Origin of the sequence: Paenibacillus sp. Aloe-11 (assembly GCF_000245715.1) — a bacterium.
GTDB lineage: Bacteria > Bacillota > Bacilli > Paenibacillales > Paenibacillaceae > Paenibacillus > Paenibacillus kribbensis.
The window spans coordinates 117068-135866 of the sequence record NZ_JH601040.1; the positions used below are offsets into that span (position 1 = coordinate 117068).

Here is an 18799-nt window from a genome sequence, read left to right on the forward strand (position 1 = left end):
GCAAGTCTGCATCGGTTACTGTCAGCGATTGTACATTATTGTTGACCGCAACGGCTGTAGTCACAGCTTTGACAGCCTGTCCTTGCTTCACTACGGTTTGAAGTGAAGGAGCAGATGTAGCGACAGGAGTGGATGTGTTGGCTTCAGCAGAAGGTGTCGTATTGCTTCTGCCGCCACCGCCACCACCACCACCTCCGCCGCCGCTACTGCCGGAAGAAGTATTATCCACTCGGATAGATATCATAGCGGTGAAGAATTTAGGGCCGTTTGTATTGAACTCAACTTCGCCTTTTGCATTCAGTTCAGGAGCACTTACTTCCAGCTTGTACACGCCGTCCTTCAAATGCTGAATGGCGAGCTGACCGCTAGCGTCCAGAACAGGCATTCCATTGGAATCAAATTCAACGTAGCTTCCATCGATATTATTGAAGGAGTATGCGCCTTGTTTGAGGCGGGCGTTGGCTCCTTGCTCCTTGGTAGTTGTAATTCCGTTGATCTGACCGATTAGCTTATCATCCAAACCATATATATAAAGTCCGATCTGGTTCGTTTTATCCGTAGTCAGGCGGAAAGTGAGATCTGCTGAGCGTTGAGTAGTTGTTCGATTTGGATAAATAATCGGGTTGTTGATGCTCAGATCCTGCAAGCCGAAGCCTGTTGCCGGATTTTCTTTCCCGACATGAACGACGAATGGCAGATGTAGTGTTGGCAGTCCGGCGCTTTTCAGCATAACTTCCCCTTCATATACACCTGTGGCTGCTCCCGAATTGGGTTGTACAGACAGGAAGAACGGCTGGGATTTACCTGGTTCCGCCGAGATTGCGCCATTCGCGCCGACACCTTGCAGCTGCACGGCAATGTTGCTCACGTCAGGTGTGGCAATTGGTTTCGTGGGATCAGAGGTTACATTTTTATGCAAAATGTAGCTGGCTTCATATTGCACAGGGCTAGCGGACAAATTTTTGAGCTGAAGCTGAATTTGCTTCGCATCACTACCTGGTCGCATCACCCCGAAGCTGGCGGAAGGATTGTAATTCACAACCTCCTGCCGATTAAAGTTTTTGTCGAGAATCGTAATCTTTTCGACAGTTTCCAGCAGGGCTGGCGTCTGAATCGCATTCGCGATGTTTACAAGGCCTGCACCTTGGGAATACACATCATATTGGATCTTATCCTCATTAAAAAGTGTAACCGAAGTGTTTGCGAGAGCAGCACGGATATCGAAAGGTGTCCAGTTTGGATGCTGCTGCTTCAACAGCACAGCAAGTCCGGCCACATGTGGAGAGGCCATACTGGTTCCGTTGCTGCGTTTGTAAGCATGCTCATAAGAAGCATCCGGGTAGAACTTGGCGAAGGCAGGATAGGTTGACATAATGCCAACACCCGGTGCGCTCACATCCGGCTTGATACTAAGCAGCTCATCTCCGTTTGGTCCGCGGGAGCTGAATGCGGCCATGGTATTGCCTGCATTATCTGTGCGAATATAATTTTTTCCAAAACTGATAAAGAATTTCTGTTTGCTGTTTTGGCTTTCAATGATTTGTCTTGCCAGCGCCCGGCCTTCCTTTCCTATCATGTCAAAGGTAGGAATGTAATCCACACCATCACCCTGATTTGAATTAATGTAACCGTCGTAACCCGGGATAGCATCATTCAGATTGGCTTGAGTACTGTCGCCAGATTTCGCTTGACCATTGAAAATAATAATAGCCTTCGCACCGCTTTGTTGTGCGTTCGCGATTTTGTCTACAAAGCCCAAGGCGCCACGTGATACGATTACAACCTTACCTTGTACATCTTTAGAAGTGAAATCATCCGGATATCCCAAATTGGCATATACTAATTCCAATGGCGCTGTTCCTAAAATGGAAGCGAAATCCTCATGAAACGTTTGCCAACTCATCGTGTTAAGATGGTAGTAGGTATCTGATGTAACTGTCATATGCTTCCCATCATTTCCATAGGTAGAAAAATTAACCGATGCTCTATTAGAGTAGCTATGGCTCGGAGAAGTTGCTGCACCGACGGAAATTGCCAACTGGGATGTTGCGGGGGAACCCATCGAATAGAAATATGGGCCTTCCTGCGCAGCATTACCGTTTGCAACGACCGCAACTACGCCGGAAAGCACGGCATTATTGATGGCAATGGAGTCCGGAGAGTTCGGGTCTTTCTCAGAGTCGGAGCCGAGTGACAGGTTGATAACGTTCATGCCGTCTTTGACAGCGCGCTCAATACCGTCAATGACCTGTGCGGAGGAACCGGAGGAGCGACCCGTTTTGGCATTGCGTCCAAGCACTTTATAAACGTATAAGTCCGATTTATAGGCAATGCCTTTTTGCACAATTTCCGAAGACGTATTCGCTGCTTGACCAGCGATTGTACCGGAGACGTGAGTACCGTGTGTTGTTCCGCTAAAACCTGTGCCATAGGGGTCGTTCTCTTTATCAAGCAACGGTTCCTCGTAAGGATCGTTATCCTGCTCAAAAGAGTCATATCCACCCTTGTAAGCCGCTTTCAAATCCGGATGCTCATAATCGATACCGGTATCGATAACCCCGACCTTGATTCCTTCACCTGTTAATCCTTTTGCCCAGGCTTCGGGAACACCAATTTGATCCAGCGGTGCATTGTCATAGGTTGCTTCATTGGCTGTAAGTGTTGGTGGGTCCTGTACGGGGATAGAATAATATGTTTTGTTTTCGTGAATGGACTTTACGCCTGGCAGTTTAGCCAGTTCAGGAATTTTATTGGCTGGCAGCGTGACCTCCAAGCCATTAAGCACCGTGTTGTATTGGTAATTCACCTGAAGAGAAATACCGTGTTCTGCGGCTTTGTCCACGAACGTTGATTGCTCCGTGGCGATAGCGGATTCCGCTTTGTGCTCAGATTGGGCAGTGAAGGCTTGGGCGACTGACCGTGCGGCATATTTGTCTACGGCTATAGGCTCACCATCAAGCTGCACAATGACTCTGACCTGGCGGGAAGAATCCGTGCTCAGCTCTGGCGAGATGAAGGCCGGAGCTGCCTCGACTGTCAATGCCTCCTGGGCTTTCAAAAACGAACCGATTTGCAGATCTGCGGTAGCAGCAGAGCTGATAGACGGCAGAGACAAGCTTACCGTCAAGGCAAGAGCGAGTGATACGACAGGTATCTTTCTCAAAACGATCGGCTTTTTCAAAGATTTCCCTCTTTTCAATCAAAATATGATATGTCTACATACTAGGATTTGAAGCCACTGCCGCTGTTCTTACGCCTCCCTTAATAACTAAAATAATAGAATTGACCACTGGTGACTAACTTGCCAGTTTTGAGGCATATCTTACCATATGGGTGGGATATATTACTATACGTTTTTAATATTTTTAGAAAAATTAAGGGGGATTTCATGTATATATTCCATGGAAGTGTTATGAGTTTACTAGATTATTTTTGAAATTGTTCGAAGGGGAATGGGAGAATGCGAGATTTAATGATATAATCTGCATTGGAATTGTTGAGTTTCACAATCATGTAAAATGATTAACGCAAAGGAGTCGATTATGTTGGCAAAAACGTTGATTTTCGGGCATAAAAATCCGGATACGGATACCATTTGCTCAGCTATTGCTTATGCACATTTGAAAACCAAGCTGGGTGCGGACGTAGAGCCGGTTCGTCTGGGTGAGGTAAACGGGGAAACGCAGTATGCACTGGATTATTTCAAAGTGAGCGCACCGCGTCTGGTTGAGCAGGTTGCTGAAGAAACGGACAGCGTCATTCTGGTCGATCATAATGAACGCCAGCAAAGTGCTGTTGATATTGACAAAGTAACGGTAACTGAAGTCATCGACCATCACCGGATCGCTAACTTTGAAACAAGCCAGCCGTTATACTTCCGTGCTGAACCTGTGGGCTGCACCGCTACCATTTTGAACAAGCTTTACAAGGAAAACGGTGTTGCGATTCCGAAAGAAATCGCAGGTTTGATGTTGTCGGCGATCATTTCGGATTCCCTGCTGTTCAAATCCCCAACCTGCACCGATCAAGACGTAGCTGCTGCTCGTGAGCTGGCTGAAATTGCTGGTGTAGATGCAGATCGTTACGGTTTTGATTTGCTTAAAGCGGGTGCTGATTTGAGCGGTCACACGATTGAGCAGCTGGTAAGTCTGGATGCAAAGGAATTCCAGATGAACGGACGCAAAGTGGAAATTGCACAGGTGAACGCGGTAGACGTGAACGACGTGTTATCCCGCCAAGCTGAACTGGAAGCTGCCTTGTCCCAAACCATTGAAGCCAAAAACCTGGATTTGTTCCTGTTCGTCGTAACGGATATCGTGAACAGTGATTCCATTGGTATTGCGCTGGGAAGCCAGGCACAAGCGGTTGAAAAAGCTTACAATGTGCAGCTGGACGACAACAAAGCTGTTCTGAAAGGCGTTGTATCCCGCAAATCGCAAATCGTCCCTGTATTGACAGACGCTTTTAACAGTCTGTAAATTTCATAGATTGGGATGGCAAGCTACACGCACGCGCCCATCGGGCTCATGATGCATGTTAGCTGCCATTACGAAAATAAGCCTCTTAAACCCAACTGCGTCAAAGCAGGTGGAAGCAGGAGGCTTATTTTTTCTTTAGTCTTCATACCATTTGTCTCCCGTCATTTTGGGGTCTGTCAGACCATAGCCTTTAACATCTTCAAAGGCGGAACGTACGTGAGATAAATAGGTTTGAAACTGATTAATTTCCGATTCACTAAAGTCCGACATCAGACGTGAGGCCAGTCCTATGAAAAAAGGGTCCATCTGTTTAATTTTCCCTCTCCCTTTGTCATTCAGGGAAACAAACACGCCTCGTTTGTCATTGGGATCATCGTACTTGTTAATGTATCCATCCTGTTCAAGGGAAATAACCATAGAACTGATTGCTGCCCGGCTTACACCCATCTTTTCAGCCAAGGTAGAAGGAGAAGACATTTCATCCCTTTGCGCAGAGAGTACACAAAGCGCTATATATTGCCCGTAGGAGAGACCAAATTCACGCGAGCGTTTCTCCATGTTTTTACGTATTTCATATGTTATGGAAAATAAATCCACTAAAACGCCAATCGGCTTGTTGCCACCCGGAAACAAATTATAAGCCAGTTGACGAATTTCGGAGTCCAAGAAAAAGAACATACGATTCACCTCAATGTAGTTAATTAGTTAACTGTAATTTAATTAACCACTGGTTGCAATGATTTATACAAACTTTATTCCGCATTTTTTTTTAAGTGTATCTGCCAAGCGTCATATCCAAGGTCCGATGCACTGTTCAATGTTCTGATTGACAAAGGCTTGTATGGAGGGCTGGCGAAGGGTGCGTCCTTCCTGCCATCGCCACTCACTATATTGAACCTTGGCGGTATACATGGGCTGCACCCAAATTGCGTCTTGATGACGATCCGGTTTATTGACAAAAGGTCGCTCCGAAATCGTGTGTGGCATGAGGCGCTCGGTAAGCTGACGCCAATCTTCCCGAGTCAGCTTGCCTGTACCTGCATGTCCAATGTATCGCAGCTTTCCCTGCTTATCATACTGACCCAGCAGTACAGCATTAATAACGCCGCCGTTTAGGGTATAGCCTCCGATGACGGCAATGAGATCGCCATAATTTTTGACCTTGATCCATCGTCCGTCCTGCCCACCCAATGTGTATGAGCTGTCCAACCTTTTACATACGATGCCCTCCATACCTTGGCTGCACATGACCTGGAATAGCGCTTGTCCGTCAGGATGGGCAGGAGCCAATTGAATCCGTTCATTTGGTATTATGATCTGCTGCAACAGATCAAGCCTTTCTTGCAACGATCTGCGATGAACCCACTCCCCGTTCAGATAAACAATATCAAACAGCATATAGGTGGCAGGCACAGCTCTATAGGCTGCTTGAATCCGATCCGTTCGGCGAATCAGATCGCGTCGCATGATTTCATGGAATGATGGCTTGCCATCGGCACCGAGTGCGATCATTTCCCCGTCCAGTATGACCGAGTCTGCCCGACAGTAGGAGGAAAAGGGAGCCAGCTCCGGGTACAAAGACGTTCGTTCATGCTGCTTGCGGTTGAACAGACGCGTGCTGCCATGGTCGTGATACGTCAAAATTCTCGTGCCGTCCCATTTTACTTCGTAACGCCAAAGATTTTTATCTACAGGAATTTCTTCACTTTGCTCGGGTTCAAACGGGATGACAGGCTTCATTTCCGAATGCAAATGCGACACCTCCTTTAGCCTTTGTACAATACATGTAGTGTCGACGACAGGTCTTTTTTTATGTATAAGATGTTTCGCTGGTCCCCAAATCGGGGAATGATAAGGATATCCTGCATTACAGGATTTTTTTCAGGTAGAAAGGGGAGCGGTTGCATGAGGCAAATTCGTGAGGAGGACCATGCGGTAGTCATGGTGGAGGATGGACAGGTGGTTGCAGAAGTAGGCTATAAATCCATGAATGACCACTCTTTGGTCATTGACCATACATTTGTATCGGAGCAGCTGCGAGGGCAAAAGATCGGCAAGGAACTGATCGACAAGGTTGTGGACATGGCGAGGGATCAGCATAAAAAGGTTGTTCCAGCTTGCTCCTATGCGCTGGCCTTGTTCAAGCGCCATCAAGAATACAGTGACGTTTGGCAGCAGTAAATGCGGGACATGGCTCAGGTGTATAATCGTCGCCGCAACACCGGATCAGGTAATCAGACCTTCCGGTGTTTTTTGGTGTAGCACATTTTCAGACAGAACGCTGTGAAATTGTTCATACTGTTGTCACTTCACAGGCTGTCCTTGTGTTCTATATAATATATTAAGGTTACGACTATGACAGAAAAAGAAAACCTGAATTTAAACGAAGGAGACGCTTATTATGAGTAAAGCGAGTGAGGACAAGCAGTATGTTCCAACGAGCAATCGTAATTTTACAGCCTTGATTATCACCGTTTCCATTATAGCCAACGTGATTATTTTGCTGCTATTCTTTTCGCCGATCGGATACCAGGGAGGTGTAAGCTTCGACATCACGATTTTCCCAAGGCTAAATGCGATTTTTAACAGCTTCACCTTTATTTTTCTGGTGGCTGCGCTGATTGCTATTTTCAAAAAGAACATCAAGGTGCATAAAACTTTTATTTTGCTGGCCTTTGCCAGTACCGTTTTATTTTTATTCTCCTATCTGACCTTCCACTACATTTCGCCGGAAACTGCAAAATATGGCGGGGTAGGGATTCTTCGGCCGATCTACTTTACGCTGCTGATTTCCCATAGTATCCTAGCGGCAGTTATCGTACCGTTGGCGTTGTTCACAGTTGTTTGGGGATGGACCATGCAGGTGGCCAAGCACCGCAAAATTGCGCGCTGGACCATGCCAATTTGGCTGTATGTCAGCTTGACCGGAGTGCTCGTGTACGTATTTATGGCTCCTTATTATTAATAGCTAACCTTGATTCAACCCTCTGTAGGTTCAATGAAGCAAAAAAGACGTCTCTGCTGTCTGAGGCGTCTTTTTTATGCTTATATAAACCAAACGCGAAAAATGAACACAAGAAAAATTATTCCTTCTTAATTTATTTTATTGAAAAAATGTTCCTTCTATACCGGCATTTCTGTTATAATTTACCTTAATCAACTAAGAACAAGGGGGTCACCATGTGACAAAGAAAGCGAAAGGCAGGTTGCGGTTGCTTGTATCTATGCTGGCGCTGGTTGTACTGCTAAGCAGCTGCGGTGGCGGAAGCTCAAAACCGGAAAACGTAAACGGGGAGAAAGTGACATTGCAATTTTGGACGATTGCGCTACAACCCACATTTACCCCGTATTTCAACCGAGTGATTGCCGATTATGAGCAGAAGAACCCCGATGTCAAAATTGACTGGAAGGACTACCCTTACGATGCGGTGACCAACAAGCTGTTGACGAGTATTGCTAGCGGGAGCAGTCCGGATGTGGTCAATCTCAATACGGAATTCGCCAGCCAAATGGGCTCCAAGGGTGCTGTTGTTGATATGAATGAGTATTTGTCCCCGGAGGAGAAGGCTGCTTATTTCGAAGGTATCTATAATTCCACAGTCATTAATGGAAAGGCTTACGCATTACCTTGGTATACGGGCACGGAAGTGCTTTACATGAATACGAAGCTGGTGAAGGCTGCCGGATTGGACCCTGCCCATCCGCCCAAAACACGGGAAGAGCTGTCAGAATGGGGCCGCCAGGTCAACAGAAAATTAGGCAAAGCAGGTTATGCGCAGCAGCTTGTATCCAAGCTTTTTGCCATAGATGGCATTCCGATTTTGAATAAAGAAAAGACTGCCGCTGCGTTCAATACGCCGGAAGCGGTCACTATGATCAATAATCTAAAAAAGCAAATGGAAGATGGCGTCATCCTTAAAGAAGACGCTGATTTTGCACAGCAAGTGAAATATTATGCCGGAGAGCAGGTTGCTTTCGAGCTGGCAGGCCCAACGTTTATCAATTTTATCAAAACGGCGGCGCCGGACGTATATAAGAACACGATCGCTGTTCCTGTACCTACAGGTAAAGCCGACGTACGACTGTCCAACTCCATGGACCTGGTCGTACCGACCAAGTCTGCTCATGTGAATGAAGCGGTGAAGTTTGCTGTTTTCCTGACAAATGCGGAGAGCCAGACGGCTTTTTCCAAAGCGGCTAATACGCTGCCTTCTACGAAGGATTCCATTAAAGACCCGTACTTCACGCAGTCAGATCAATCACTGGAAGCACAGGCGAAGGTGGTATCTGCGCAAAGCCTGGATAAGGCGACAGACTACATGGTCGGTGTGCCTAATGCCAAGGACGTGAACAGTGCTGTTACACGTGCTTTTCAGAATATTTTATTAAACGGAACGGACACGAAGCAAACGCTCACTGCTTTGGAGGAGGAAGTGAATGACATTTTAAAGCAGTAGGCTCAGCAGGGGAGTGAAGTGAATGCTCCCCTGTTCATTTAACAAAAACGGGTGGTGATGCAGCATGATCAAATGGTTGAGGTCGGAATCCTTTACGGCCTGGGCCTTTATGACGCCGGGACTGTTGTTGCTTGCCGTCTTTGTATTTTGGCCTATTATCTACAGCATCCCGCTGGCCTTGACGGACTATTCGGTCATATCGGATACCCATTATGTCGGTCTCGCTAATTTCGAGGCAGCGTTTAAGGACCGCAACTTCCTTATTTCGATCTGGAACTCATTAGTGTATGTGCTCATTGTTCCCTTTCTTCAGATTTTCTCCATCCTGATGGCCGTGCTGGTGAACAGCCGTATACCGGCCATTAAAATATTTCGAACGACCTATTACATTCCTGTCGTAACTTCCATGGTAGCCGTGGCCTTAATATGGAGCTGGCTGCTGGGCAATAACAGCGTCGTGAACTATCTGCTCATCAAGGTCGGCATAATCAGCAGGGAGATACACTGGTTATCGGACAGTAATTTAGCCTTGTATGTACTCATGTTCATCACGATGTGGAAGGGACTCGGGTATTATATGATGCTCTATCTGGCAGGCTTACAGAACATTCCACAAGATCTGTACGAAGCTGCCAGAGTGGATGGGGCAAGCCGCTGGCGGCTGATCGTTCATATAACCCTACCGTTATTAAGGCCCTACATCCTGTTTTGCACACTCATTTCGCTTATGGCGGCTATTCGTGTATTTGACGAAGTGTATGTGCTGACCAAGGGTGGGCCGGGGACGGCCACGTTGACCTCCAGCTTGTATATTTTCCAAAAAGGGATGGAGCAGTTTAACTTTGGTTATGCCTCGGCGCTTGGCTTGATTGTCGGCGCAATGATTGCTGTGCTCAGTATTATCGTATTCCGATTCAATAGGAAAGGTGGTGTCAATCCCTATTGATGACTCTACAGAATGACCAAAAGCTACACTCACCCCTTCCGAAAAACAAAAATAGCCGGATCACGCGCAGCCTGGGGCGAATGGTGAGAATGACGGTGATCTATGTATTGCTGGTGCTGCTCGCTCTTTTTTTAATGGGACCATTTCTGTGGCTGCTTAGCGTATCACTCATGCCGGGCCGCAACATTTTTTCATCGCCGCCCGCCATTTTTCCGACCTTTGTTGATTTTGACAATTATGTTCAAGTATGGCATTTTATGAATTTTCCAAAGTACATCCTGAATACGGTGATTATTACAGTGCTGGGTGTTGTGCTTAATGTAATACTCGCCAGCCTGACGGGATATCCCTTGGCCGTATTTCATTTTAAGGGTAAAAATCTGGTATTTACACTGCTGATTGCCACGATGATTATTCCTTCTTACACCGCATTTATTGTGCATTATTTGACCATTCAAGGACTTCATCTGGGCAACACCTATTTGGGTGTGGTACTGCCTGGAGCGGTCTCTGTGTTTAACATTTTTCTGATGCGGCAGACGTTTATTCATATTCCTACCGATGTGCGTGATTCCGGCAAAATGGATGGCGCTTCGGAGTTTCGAATTTGGTGGCAGCTGGTGCTTCCGTTGGTGAAGCCGGCGCTCGCCGTGATTTCTTTGCTGGAGGCCATGTCGTTCTGGAACAGCTTTCTGTGGCCTATCGTTATTTTGAACGACACGGAGCTATACCCGCTTGCGGCTGCGCTCACCTATCTCAACGGCCAATTTGCCTATAACTTCGGCTGGATTGCAGCGGGCACGATGATTTCAGTGCTGCCGATTATTATATTGTTCCTGTTTACGCAGCGCTACTATATGGAAGGTCTGGCAGGAGCGGTGAAAGGCTAGGTTGGAAATTCCCGCTACGGATAGCCCGTGAATGGAAGGAGAGGCGATTGCAATGGGATTAACACCGCAGGAGATTCAATATTATTTTCGGGATGCATATGACAGTGGAGAAAAGCTGGTTGTACCTGAACCGCGTCTGGTCTGTGAGCTGTCCTCACGCTTTGCGATGAATCAGGAGTATGAAGGTGTGTTAGACCCCGAGGGACCGATCAAGCTGATTTTGCCTCCGGGACCGGGCGTACCGACTGAAACCCGAGGCAGTGTGCAACTGGTACTGGAGTATGATAGAACGCTCCTTGCAGACGGATATCGTCTGGAGATTCAGAAGGAGGGCCGGATTGAAATCCATGCTTCCAATAAAAGAGGGCTCAAATACGGCATGGATGCCCTGCATCTCCTGCTCCAGATTGAACAGGAGCGATGTACTTTGCCGGTGCTATCTCTTCGGGATGAGCCTTCATTTCCGGTCAGAGGAATTATTGAGGGCTTTTACGGAGAGCCGTGGAGCTTCGCAGATCGGCTGAATGCCGTCTGTTTTATGGCTGCGCATCGAATGAACACGTTTATGTATGCCCCCAAGGATGATCCGTATCATCGCGAGCTGTGGCGGGAGCCGTATCCTGAGGATACATTTGCACAGATTCGCGAATTAAAAGAAGCCTGCGACCGGAATGAGGTTGATTTTCATTACTGTATCAGTCCAGGGAATGATCTGAGTTTTGGCAGCGATGAAGATTTTGCTAGGCTGACGGAAAAGCTGGCGGCTGTGATAGCTATTGGCGTACGGCACTTTGCTGTCTTAATGGATGATATTGACTATGTGCTAAAAGGGGAAAACCGACATTTGCTGGGTCGCTCGGGTCACGCTCATGTCTTTTTGACCAACAAGGTGCATACATGGCTGACCGAGCGGCTGCCTGAGTTTACACTAACGGTGTGTCCTTCGGAGTACTGGTCGTATTGGGATACGGAATATAAAAAGGATTTCCATGAGCGCCTGCACCCGGACATTAAAGTGTTTTGGACAGGGTACTTTGTTTTTGCCCCGCAGATTAGTCGAGAGCATGCCGCTGAGAATCATGCTTTCTTTGGGCATGAGCTATGGCTGTGGGATAACATCCCGGTAAATGATTGCGACCGTGATCGCTTGTTCCTCGATCCGCTGCGCGGACGGTATTCCAGGCTTCCAGACTGTGGACATACCGGGTTGTTAGCCAATCCGATGAATCAATGGGAGTGCTCCAAAGTGACGCTCATTACGATGGCCCACTACATGTGGAACAGTGAGCGGTACATGCCGGAACTCTCTTGGGCATGGGCTGCACGTGAACTGGCGGGCGAGCGCACGGGAGAATTTATGTTTTTCTGTCGTCAAAACAGGAACAGCCGCCTGGGCGGCAACACGTATGAGGACGTGGATTTTGCCTTGCAATCGCGCGATATCCCTGCGCTGGATATGTACTTTGAGCGGCTGCTTCAGGCCGTAAACGTCCTGCGGAACGTCCCGGCCGATGACCCTGCGGCCGGGTTCGTGTCCCAGGCAGCGCCATGGCTGGATCGTGCCGAGCTGGACGTGAGTCTATGGCGAGTGCTGCGACAAGCCGTACTCAGCAGCGGACGGCAGGATGATGCCCGATCACGGGGGAGCGGCACGCAAAGCGAAGTGACTGGCGGGCAAGAGCCACCGCCATTGAAGGACGAAATCATAGCCGAGCTGCGTAGCGGCATAACCGCTTGTCTGGAGGCGACAGCCCGGCTGGGCAGCAATCCGGCTATCCGTGCTGCCGAGCAGTGGGGCTACGTCTGTCAGGATGAACCGGGCAAATATCGGCTTAATCTATAGGCTTTAGCTGTTGGAGAGAAACCAGACAGCGTAATTGCTCTGAAAATCATGACCGCTGTGAGCATAGCCGTAAGTATAACAGTAATTTTCAGGAGAGGTGGAGCGTGTGGTGAAGCCAAACACCCGTGTACTTTTTGTACCGCTGGATGAACGGCCCTGTAATTATGAATTTCCTTATTTATTGGCTCAGGGCACAGATTTGCAAATGGAGCGGCCTCCATTGGAATGGATGGGACAAAAGAAAATCCCCGGCGATACGACCAGACTATGGGCATGGCTCGAAGAACGTGCGGCTGCTGCTGATGGAGCCATTATTGCGATGGATACGTTGCTGTACGGTGGAATTGTACCTTCTCGATTGCATGAAATGACGAGTGAGCAGGTCAGAGGCAGGGTGAATCGCCTTCGCAGGCTCAAACAGCTTTATCCGCAGCTGACTTTGTATGCATTTCAACTGATTATGCGTTGTCCACAATACTCTTTGGCTGATGAAGAACCGGATTACTATGCCGATTGGGGGCGTGAGATATTCAGGAAGGGCTTCATTGAGCATCGTCAGGAGCTGGGAATCGCTACCTCAGAGGAGGTGCTTGAATTAACCGACATCAATCAACGCTTGCCTGTAGAAGTACTAGGGGATTATTTAGGTCGTCGCCGTGTGAATCTGGAGGCTAATGAAGCGGCACTGGAGCTGGTGGCAGAGGGCGTCATTGATTTTATGGTTATTCCACAGGATGATTCGGCCCCCTATGGCTATACCGCCAAGGATCAGCAGCAGCTAAGAAGTCGTATTTCCGAACTGGCTCTAGATTTAAACGTGTATATGTATCCAGGAGCAGACGAGGTCGGATGTACGTTGCTGGCGCGTTGGGTTAACCAGGCGAATCAAGCTGTACCGCTGATCTATCCCCGCTTGTCCGCCTTACAGGGGGCATTCGTTGTTCCGCTTTTTGAGGATCGCTACTTTTATGAAACCTTAAAATATCAGATTATGGCAGCAGGCGGGCTGATTGCTTCCTCAGCAGCGGAGGCTGATTTGATTTTGTTGGCTAATACCCCTGGCGACACGATGGCAGAAGCTTCATCCCAGCAGCGTGCAATGGCCGGATATGATGTACATCGGAATGTAGTAGAGCTGGTCGAATACGGCGCTCACATGCTGCATTATGAGGGCAAAAACATTGCCTTCGCTGATGTAGGCTATGCCAATGGTGCAGATCTCAAGCTGCTTAGACTATTGAAGCAAAAAGGACTGCTTTTTAAGCTGGCAGGCTATGCAGGCTGGAATACCAGCTCCAATACGCTCGGAACCGTCATCGCACAGTCGACGCTGTATACCCACTATGGACCTTCGGAGGAGCATCTGGACTTTCTGGCACTGCGTTACGCCGAAGACGCCTGTTATTGCGCTGTGGTGCGCACCGCTATGAATAATGGAATTGTGGAACAGATGGGCTTTAACAAGTTTATGCTCGATGGACAGAGGGGCTCGGTTTCTGCGGTTATTCGCGAGCGGCTGGAGCGGGCGCTTGAGGAGTATGTGAACGGGCCGGAGGGCTGCGTGAAAATAACAGATTGCTATATGCCGTGGAACCGCACCTTTGAAGTCGGATTGACCGTACGGCATGATGCCGAGGAGAGAGGGTGATCCCCATAGGAATAGAAGGTGTTCTATCACAAGTGCAGCACGGCCTGATCGTATCCTGTCAGGCGCTTCCAGATGAACCATTGCATGGAGCGGATTCCATGGTTAAAATGGCGCGCGCCGCACAGCAGGGCGGAGCTGTAGCGATTCGCGCCAACGGGGCAACAGATGTGCGTGCGATTAAACAGGCGCTTTCTCTGCCAGTCATTGGTTTGATTAAGCGGGATTATGAAGATTCTGATATTTACATTACGCCGACTCTTCGCGAGATGGAGGAACTGGTTGAGGCGGGCGCGGATATCATCGCACTGGATGCCACACTGCGTCCGCGTCCGGGAGGATGCAAGCTCAAGCGGCTCATAGATTACGCCCATGAGCATGGAGTAACTTCCATGGCGGATATATCGACATTGGAGGAGGCACTTCATGCGGCTTCCCTTGGTGTAGGCTGCGTATCCACAACATTGTCCGGTTATACGCCATACTCTGTTCAGATGGATGGCCCTGATCTGGAACTGGTTCGAAGAGCATCGGAACTGGTTCCCGTTCCTTTAATTGCAGAGGGCAGAATCCATGATCCGGCACAGGTAGAGGAAGCATTTCGGCTGGGTGCACATGCAGTGGTTGTAGGCTCGGCGATTACCAGACCTCAATTGATTACGCAGCGGTTTGCCGATGCCGCAAGGAAGGCAGTGAAGAGCATCTATGGAGATGAACGACAGAATTAACACGTATTTTCCTTCATTAACAAAATCGGAGCAAAAAGTCGCCTTGTGCGTACTGGAGCGCCCCGCAGATATCATCTATTTCTCCGTAACGGAGCTGGCTGATTTTGCAGGCACAGGTGAAACGACCGTCATGCGTTTTTGCCGGAAGATTGGTTTCAAAGGCTATCAGGATTTCCGGCTGTCCCTGGCGCAAAACCAAACTTATCGCAAAACCGATATAGGCGGGGAAAGCTTTGACCCGGATAACGAACATGATATCACCCGCACAGTGTATCACAACATGCTCGATATTTTGCACTCCAGCATGGGGCTTCTGGACCATTCAGAGCTGGGACGCGCGATAGCGTGTCTCAATCAGGCGGGCTATGTCCAATTTTTTGGTGTAGGCGCTTCGGGGATTTCTGCGCAGGATGCCAAAAACCGCTTCTTACGAATCGGGCGGCGCGCCGAGGCTGTGGCAGATAGTCATATTCAGTCGATGATGGCGGTGTCCATGAAGCCCGGGGATGTGGCTATCGGCATAAGTGTATCGGGAAGTACGCTGGATACGAACGACATGCTGTACAAGGCCAAGCAAAACGGTGCGACAGTTATCGCCATTACGAATTATGCAAAATCGCCAATCACCTCTATTGCAGATATCGTGTTATTGACTGCGGGCAAGGAAGCCCCGATGGAGGGCGGCTCAATTGGCGCTAAAATCTCACAGCTATTCGTGATTGACCTCCTCTGTGAAGGACTTGCACGCAAGCACACCAATCACACCAAGCAGATGAAGGAAAAAACAGCGAGGGCGGTTATTGAGCGCAGCTATTGAGATTTTAATGTGGAGTATTATATTTCGGTTCAACACCAACGTGTGAATGAAATACAAGGCAGCTACCTTAAGAAGGCTTATATAAATGCTTATATTGTGGGGCAATGGGGAGGACGCTGTGGTGGCAGATGCTGTGAACAGAGTCATTGGAATTGACATTGGAGGTACATCGGTAAAAGCCGCCCTAGTGGCGCGGGATGGAGCTGTACTTGATGAAATCCGATTGGATACAGACGCTTCCCGTGGACGTGAATGGGTACTATCGCGGGTGTCCGAGTCGGTATGTGGGCTGATGCGTTCTTTTGGAGACACCAGCGTGAATATTGGTATAGACGCTCTGGGAATTGCCACCGCAGGCAGAGTCAATGTGGAGAGCGGTGAAGTTGTGTATGCCACCGACAACCTGCCTGGCTGGCAAGGTACATCCTTGGTAACGTGGGCTAGAGAAAAGCTGGCTGTACGCGCCATTGCTGATAATGATGCGAACGCCGCTTTGCTTGGAGAGTCGTGGCAGGGAGCAGGAAAGGGCAAGCAGCGTCTGGCTATGCTCACCTTGGGAACAGGTGTCGGCGGTGCATTTATGGAGCATGGCCTCCTGTGCAGAGGGGCTCATTGGAGCGGCGGTGATTGGGGACACAGTATTTTATTCCCGGGCGGTCTCCCCTGCAATTGCGGAAAAAAAGGCTGCGCTGAGCAGTATGTATCGGGCACAGCCCTGTTACGGCGGGGCGCGGAATATACGGGCAAGCTCTACCGCTCGGGGAACAAGATCATGCAGGAGGCCGCTCACGGTAACCTGGAGGCCATCCGGGTGCTGGACGAGTACACCGCAGATTTGGCTGTGCTTTTGGCTAATATTTCAGTGACGCTTGATCCTGAGGCGATTATTGTAGGCGGGGGAGTGGCAGACGCGGGAGAGGTCTGGTGGCCCTTGCTGGAAAAGCATTTGCACCTGATGGGAGTTCAAACGGAAGTAAGTCGGGCGTTGCTCGGCAATCGCGCTGGCATTATAGGTGCCGCACGGCTTGCTTTTGAAATAACGGAGACTTAGCGCAAGCATGAAAGGGGAACGAACCATGACGCAAAATCGGCTTGATACCGACATCGTTGTGATTGGCGGAGGTCTGGGGGGGACATCGGCAGCGCTTGCGGCAGCGAAGGCTGGCATGAGAGTTATCATGACGGAGGAAACGGATTGGTTGGGAGGACAGCTAACTTCACAGGCTGTTCCCCCGGATGAGCATCGATGGATCGAACAGTTTGGCTGCACAGCAACATACCGCGAGTTCCGAAATCGTGTACGGGATTATTACCGTCAGAACTATCCGTTAACGGAAGAAGCCCATAATGATCCCATTCTTAATCCTGGCAACGGCTGGGTCAGTCGTCTGGCCCATGAACCACGAGTAGCTTTGCGGGTGCTTGGGGATATGCTTGCTCCTTATCTGAATACAGGGCGTGTTCGTGTATATTATCACACCGTGCCTGTTGCTGCTCAGACGGATGGGGACTGTATTACTTCTGTAACCGTTCGTACCTTCAATAACCCTGATCATAAGTGTGGAGTTAGCGTGCTGTGCGGAGCGTTTTATTTGGATGCGACGGAGTGTGGCGATCTTCTTCCGCTGGCGGGAGTGGAGCATACGAGCGGAGCCGAGTCGCGAGAGGCTACGGGTGAGCCACATGCACTGAAGTGTGCTGATCCTTTGGATATGCAGTCTATCACACATGTGGCCGCTGTGGATTATATTCCCCAAGGAAGCTTCATTATAGAGCGGCCGCAACAATATGATTTCTGGAGAAATTATATCCCTTCTTTTTCGCGGTTCCCCATTTTAAGCTGGTTCGCGACAGATGCAGATGATACCAGCAAACTAAAACGGTTCACATTATTTCCTAATGATCAGGGCATAGTATCCTTATGGGATTATCGCCGTATTGTAGATCCCTCCATATGGAGCGAACCGTTAAATGATGGTGAGGTTACTCTTTTAAACTGGGCGCAAAATGATTATTACCTCGGTCCGTTGATCGGTGTCACCGCTCAGGAGCAGGCAAGACATCGAGAAGGAGCGCGTGAGTTGACTCAATCATTAATCTATTGGCTTCAAACTGAAGCCCCACGATTGGATGGAGGATTCGGCTATCCGGGAATTCGGCCACGAGGAGATTTTCTTGGCACCTCGGATGGTCTGGCTAAAACAGCTTATATTCGCGAGTCACGCCGGATTCAGGCTAAATATACGATATCAGAGTTTGATGTAAGTCGTGAGCTGCGGGGAGAGGAAGGGCCCAAGCGATATGTAGACAGTGTAGGTGTTGGCAGCTATCATTTAGATCTTCATCCGACTACAGTATCTCAACGGACATTTTATATCCCTAACTATCCTTATGAAATCCCGTTAGGCTCCCTTATACCGATAAGAGTACGTAATCTGCTTCCTGCCTGTAAAAATATAGGGATGACCCAAATCGCAAATGGCTGCTATCGTCTGCATCCTACAGAGTGGAACATAGGGGAAGTAGCTGGAAGTCTGGCGGCTTACTGCGTTTCTAACGGAATATATCCAAATGAAGTGAACGAATCATCAGAACATCTGGGACGGTTTCAAAACAGCCTTCTTCGCCAGGGGGTGGAGCTACATTGGCCTGCTGAGGTATTTGAGCCGGAGGGAGTCACCAGCTAAAGCGAGGGGCAACTAGCCCCTTGGCTGAATTTAATGAAGCGGAGAAGGGGAATTCGGTTTAGTAATAAAAATTAAAAAAAGTGCTTGCTAAGTTGTTTGAGTTTGTGATATATTATTTTAGCTGACAACAAAACAGCAATTTCAAAAAATGAAAACTTGGGCCAAATGATCTTGATAAGAAAGAAAAAAATAACCCTTGCATTTTTGAAATGAACATGATATGATCTTATAGCTGCTGAAAAACGCAGCGAAAAAGAAATGAATGTTTGATCTTTGAAAACTGAACAACGAGTGAGTACGGATTTTGC

Annotated in this window: 15 protein-coding genes; 12 read left to right on the forward strand and 3 right to left on the reverse strand. The window is 48.5% G+C overall.

Features of this window, described 5'->3' with window-relative positions; translation table 11 throughout:
* A partial coding sequence (locus WG8_RS01655) for a S8 family serine peptidase (protein ID WP_007428325.1) occupies window positions 1–3181 on the reverse strand: 3181 nt, incomplete at its 3' end.
* A gap of 361 nt (window positions 3182–3542) precedes the next feature.
* On the opposite strand from WG8_RS01655, the gene WG8_RS01660 reads away from it, so the two are divergent.
* On the forward strand, window positions 3543–4478 hold the full coding sequence (locus WG8_RS01660) for a manganese-dependent inorganic pyrophosphatase (RefSeq protein WP_007428326.1): 936 nt from the start codon (window positions 3543–3545) through the stop codon (window positions 4476–4478).
* A 135-nt stretch (window positions 4479–4613) separates the two neighbouring features.
* On the opposite strand, the gene WG8_RS01665 is transcribed toward WG8_RS01660, so the two are convergent.
* Window positions 4614–5156 (reverse strand): MarR family winged helix-turn-helix transcriptional regulator, encoded by a 543-nt coding sequence (locus tag WG8_RS01665; protein ID WP_007428327.1) that lies wholly within the window; start codon window positions 5154–5156, stop codon window positions 4614–4616.
* Window positions 5157–5267: 111 nt separating this feature from the next.
* Window positions 5268–6218: an ATP-dependent DNA ligase gene (locus tag WG8_RS01670; protein ID WP_043890688.1), complete on the reverse strand. Its 951-nt coding sequence runs from the start codon at window positions 6216–6218 to the stop codon at window positions 5268–5270.
* Between the two features lie 165 nt (window positions 6219–6383).
* Between WG8_RS01670 and WG8_RS01675 the strand changes: the two genes are divergently transcribed.
* The 11 genes from WG8_RS01675 (at window position 6384) to WG8_RS01725 (ending at window position 18491) form a co-directional block, all read left to right on the forward strand.
* Complete coding sequence (locus WG8_RS01675) at window positions 6384–6659, forward strand: GNAT family N-acetyltransferase (RefSeq protein WP_007428329.1); 276 nt, start codon at window positions 6384–6386, stop codon at window positions 6657–6659.
* Window positions 6660–6879: 220 nt separating this feature from the next.
* The gene (locus tag WG8_RS01680; RefSeq protein WP_007428330.1) at window positions 6880–7443 is read left to right on the forward strand and encodes a DUF420 domain-containing protein; all 564 of its coding nucleotides are present in this window, start codon (window positions 6880–6882) and stop codon (window positions 7441–7443) included.
* Between the two features lie 217 nt (window positions 7444–7660).
* Window positions 7661–8935, forward strand: coding sequence for an ABC transporter substrate-binding protein (locus tag WG8_RS01685; protein ID WP_007428331.1), 1275 nt, complete (start codon window positions 7661–7663; stop codon window positions 8933–8935).
* A gap of 64 nt (window positions 8936–8999) precedes the next feature.
* Window positions 9000–9881: a carbohydrate ABC transporter permease gene (locus tag WG8_RS01690; RefSeq protein WP_007428332.1), complete on the forward strand. Its 882-nt coding sequence runs from the start codon at window positions 9000–9002 to the stop codon at window positions 9879–9881.
* Window positions 9881–10771 carry a carbohydrate ABC transporter permease gene (locus WG8_RS01695; protein WP_007428333.1) on the forward strand — a complete coding sequence of 297 codons (891 nt, stop codon included), beginning with the start codon at window positions 9881–9883 and terminating at the stop codon, window positions 10769–10771. The genes WG8_RS01690 and WG8_RS01695 overlap by 1 nt, the downstream gene beginning before the upstream one ends.
* Window positions 10772–10823: 52 nt before the next feature.
* A complete protein-coding gene (locus WG8_RS01700; RefSeq protein WP_007428334.1) occupies window positions 10824–12614 on the forward strand; it encodes a protein O-GlcNAcase in 1791 nt (596 codons plus the stop codon).
* Between the two features lie 106 nt (window positions 12615–12720).
* Window positions 12721–14262, forward strand: a complete 1542-nt coding sequence (locus WG8_RS01705) for a DUF4127 family protein (RefSeq protein WP_007428335.1) — start codon at window positions 12721–12723, stop codon at window positions 14260–14262.
* Window positions 14263–14267: 5 nt separating this feature from the next.
* On the forward strand, window positions 14268–14987 hold the full coding sequence (locus tag WG8_RS01710) for an N-acetylmannosamine-6-phosphate 2-epimerase (protein ID WP_043890689.1): 720 nt from the start codon (window positions 14268–14270) through the stop codon (window positions 14985–14987).
* Window positions 14965–15804 carry a MurR/RpiR family transcriptional regulator gene (locus tag WG8_RS01715; protein WP_043890681.1) on the forward strand — a complete coding sequence of 280 codons (840 nt, stop codon included), beginning with the start codon at window positions 14965–14967 and terminating at the stop codon, window positions 15802–15804. The genes WG8_RS01710 and WG8_RS01715 overlap by 23 nt, the downstream gene beginning before the upstream one ends.
* Before the next feature lie 85 nt (window positions 15805–15889).
* Entirely contained in the window at window positions 15890–16855 is a 966-nt protein-coding gene (locus WG8_RS01720; protein WP_007428338.1) for an ROK family protein, read from the forward strand.
* A 25-nt stretch (window positions 16856–16880) separates the two neighbouring features.
* Window positions 16881–18491: an FAD-dependent oxidoreductase gene (locus WG8_RS01725; protein ID WP_007428339.1), complete on the forward strand. Its 1611-nt coding sequence runs from the start codon at window positions 16881–16883 to the stop codon at window positions 18489–18491.
* Window positions 18492–18799 lie beyond the last annotated feature (308 nt).

Coding starts and splice junctions, on each gene's coding strand:
- WG8_RS01680 (WP_007428330.1), top strand. CDS start 6,880: ATGAGTAAAGCGAGTGAGGACAAGCAGTATGTTCCAACGAGCAATCGT.
- WG8_RS01670 (WP_043890688.1), bottom strand. CDS start 6,218: ATGAAGCCTGTCATCCCGTTTGAACCCGAGCAAAGTGAAGAAATTCCT.
- WG8_RS01720 (WP_007428338.1), top strand. CDS start 15,890: ATGCTTATATTGTGGGGCAATGGGGAGGACGCTGTGGTGGCAGATGCT.
- WG8_RS01725 (WP_007428339.1), top strand. CDS start 16,881: ATGACGCAAAATCGGCTTGATACCGACATCGTTGTGATTGGCGGAGGT.
- WG8_RS01665 (WP_007428327.1), bottom strand. CDS start 5,156: ATGTTCTTTTTCTTGGACTCCGAAATTCGTCAACTGGCTTATAATTTG.
- WG8_RS01700 (WP_007428334.1), top strand. CDS start 10,824: ATGGGATTAACACCGCAGGAGATTCAATATTATTTTCGGGATGCATAT.
- WG8_RS01695 (WP_007428333.1), top strand. CDS start 9,881: ATGACTCTACAGAATGACCAAAAGCTACACTCACCCCTTCCGAAAAAC.
- WG8_RS01715 (WP_043890681.1), top strand. CDS start 14,965: ATGGAGATGAACGACAGAATTAACACGTATTTTCCTTCATTAACAAAA.
- WG8_RS01690 (WP_007428332.1), top strand. CDS start 9,000: ATGATCAAATGGTTGAGGTCGGAATCCTTTACGGCCTGGGCCTTTATG.
- WG8_RS01660 (WP_007428326.1), top strand. CDS start 3,543: ATGTTGGCAAAAACGTTGATTTTCGGGCATAAAAATCCGGATACGGAT.
- WG8_RS01675 (WP_007428329.1), top strand. CDS start 6,384: ATGAGGCAAATTCGTGAGGAGGACCATGCGGTAGTCATGGTGGAGGAT.